Source organism: Phycicoccus jejuensis, from assembly GCF_000720925.1.
GTDB classification, from domain to species: Bacteria; Actinomycetota; Actinomycetes; order Actinomycetales; family Dermatophilaceae; genus Phycicoccus; species Phycicoccus jejuensis.
Map to the genome: position 1 here is coordinate 1 of NZ_JOEE01000026.1, position 1,782 is coordinate 1,782.

A 1,782-nucleotide genomic window follows, 5' to 3' on the forward strand; every position below is an offset into this window, starting at 1 on the left:
GGACGACCCGTCCTCGTCACCATCCACCCAGGTGGACGACCCATGAACACCTCCACGATCGAGGTGTTGCGACGACCAGTTGAATCCGCCCAGTACACCTCCTGGGTCTTCGGCCACCGCCTGCGCGACGCCGGCCTGCCCGGGTCGATGGGCCGGGTCGCCTCCAGCGTGGACAACGCCCTCATCGAGTCGTTCTGGTCCACCATGCAGCGCGAGCTCCTCGACCGCCACGACTGGCCCTCACGAGTCGAACTCGCTGCCGCGATCTTCGAATGGATCGAAGGCTGGTACAACCCCCGCCGACGGCACTCCACCCTCGGCTACCTGTCCCCGCACGAGTACGAAGCCCTTCACACCGCCGCCATCACCGCGGCATGATCACCACACCGAAACTGTCCGGGAAACCGGGTCAGGCTCCCGGGGGCGGTGGGGTTCTCTCTCTTCTTGGTCCTCGGCCTGCAGGTGGGTCGGACGGTTGCCAACCTCATCGCCGGCAACGGACTCGAGTTCGCGGCCCGCGAAGACCTGTTCACTTCCATCGGCGGGTTGGTGGAAGGGGACGCAGCCGCGGGTCTCCCCGGCCTCGGCCACCCCGCCAGCACGACCCTGCTGTGGAGCTGCATCGCAGTCGTCGACGTGATGGTCTTCATCGGCGGCGGGTGGGCGACGAAGTGGGTGATCGACCGGTGGGGGCCCGGGCGGCTGCAGGGCATGGCGACTCCCTCGCAGGCCGAGGCGTTACTGGGCGTATCCCGGCTGCGCCGACAGGCGAAGGTGATCCGGCCCGACCTCTACGGCGGGAGAAGGGAACAGCGGCGATGATGCGGCTGCGCCCGAGCGAGGTTGGGTGGCACCTGGGGCGTTCCTGGCAGCCGCGAGCCGGTGAGCTCTGGGTGCCGTGGGACCGCACTGCCGGCGTCATCGGGCCGCAGGGATCAGGCAAGACCCTCGATCTCCTCGCTCCAGCTCTCATCGCCGCCCCAGGCGCAGCTCTGACCACCCTCACCAAGGTCGACGACCTTCTGCTCACATTCACCGCCCGCTCGAGCGGCGACCGGCCGGCGGTCGTCCTTGACCCGTTCGGTCTCGTCCCCGGAATCCCCGAGGTTGTCTGGGATCCCATCCGCGGCTGTGTCGACCCGCTCGTCGCCGAGAGGCGAGCCAAGGCCTTCACCGCCGGCACCGTCAAGGGAGCTGTCGCTGGAGGTCACGGCGACGACGCGGCCCGCTTCTATGCGGCTGAAGCGGCCAAGGTCCTCCAGGGCTACTTCCACGCCGCGGCGCTGACCGGCCGCACGCTCGAGCACGTCCTGTCGTGGGTGGCCAACCCGCTGGCCGCGACCGAACCACTCGAGATCCTGCGCCATCACCCGCACGCTGCCTCGTTCTGGGCTGGCCTGCTCCACGGGGCCCTTCACGGCGACGACCGCACCGCTGGCAACACGATCACCACGGTGCAGCAGTCCATGTCTCTCTTCTTTCAGGAGGACATCCGCCAGCGGTGCGTGCCCGCTCCCGGCAGGCCCGCTACCGACGTCGTCGACGTCATCGCCCGCGGCGGCACGTTCTACCTCTTGGGGCGGGAGGACCCCTACGCCTCGGCCTCACCGTTGATGACGGCGTTCACCGAGCACGTCCTCGACACCGCGCTGCAGGTCGCGAACACCTCTTCGTGGGGTCGGCTCTGCCCGCCCTTCCACGCCATCCTCGACGAGCTGCCCTCCACCGCGCCGCTGCCGACCCTGCGCACCCGTATGGCTAACGAGCGGGCCCTGGGCATCT

Annotated in this window: 3 protein-coding genes; all 3 read left to right on the forward strand. The window is 69.1% G+C overall.

Going from position 1 to position 1,782, the window contains the following annotated elements:
- The first annotated feature begins 42 nt into the window (after nucleotides 1-42).
- Nucleotides 43-378 (forward strand): integrase core domain-containing protein, encoded by a 336-nt coding sequence (locus tag IG69_RS0119385; RefSeq protein WP_030529808.1) that lies wholly within the window; start codon nucleotides 43-45, stop codon nucleotides 376-378.
- A gap of 66 nt (nucleotides 379-444) precedes the next feature.
- Nucleotides 445-822: a hypothetical protein gene (locus IG69_RS0119390; RefSeq protein WP_157577741.1), complete on the forward strand. Its 378-nt coding sequence runs from the start codon at nucleotides 445-447 to the stop codon at nucleotides 820-822.
- 71 nt (nucleotides 823-893) lie between these two features.
- Nucleotides 894-1,782, forward strand: an 889-nt coding sequence (locus tag IG69_RS0119395) for a type IV secretory system conjugative DNA transfer family protein (protein ID WP_245616202.1), incomplete at its 3' end; no start/stop codon positions are given.

What these genes read in the sequence shown, in the direction of transcription:
- IG69_RS0119385 (WP_030529808.1), top strand. Translation starts at nt 43, where the DNA reads ATGAACACCTCCACGATCGAGGTGTTGCGACGACCAGTTGAATCCGCC.